General features: G+C 54.4%; 1 protein-coding gene. It reads right to left on the bottom strand.

Going from position 1 to position 285, the window contains the following annotated elements; translation table 11 throughout:
* A partial coding sequence (locus AC4HNJ_RS21850) for a hypothetical protein (protein WP_490481721.1) occupies nt 1–252 on the bottom strand: 252 nt, incomplete at its 3' end.
* Nucleotides 253–285 lie beyond the last annotated feature (33 nt).

The following is a 285-nucleotide window of genomic DNA, read 5'->3' as shown; positions in this document are numbered from 1 at the left end:
GACAAAATAGGAGCCGACTGTTTCTTTGGTGGTATTGGCACTCCCGACCGCATTAGTGAGCGCATTGTAGTCCGTGCGGTTATAGATGGAACTGCCCGAACCTGCATTGCCATTGTCGATCGAAGCAAAACCCACGCGGAACGAACCGTTCAGGGTCGAGAAGGCAGACATGATGCCCGCCTTAGCCATCATCACGCAGGTACGGTAGTACGAAAACCAATCGGCAACATTCTGCTGTACTGTCGGATCCACGATGCAGCTGGACGGCGTCGGAGCAGTCGTTGC

This window comes from Dyella sp. SYSU CM1112 (assembly GCF_058216415.1).
Note: the sequence above shows the minus strand (reverse complement) of the source record. Positions and strands in the feature narration are given on the sequence as shown.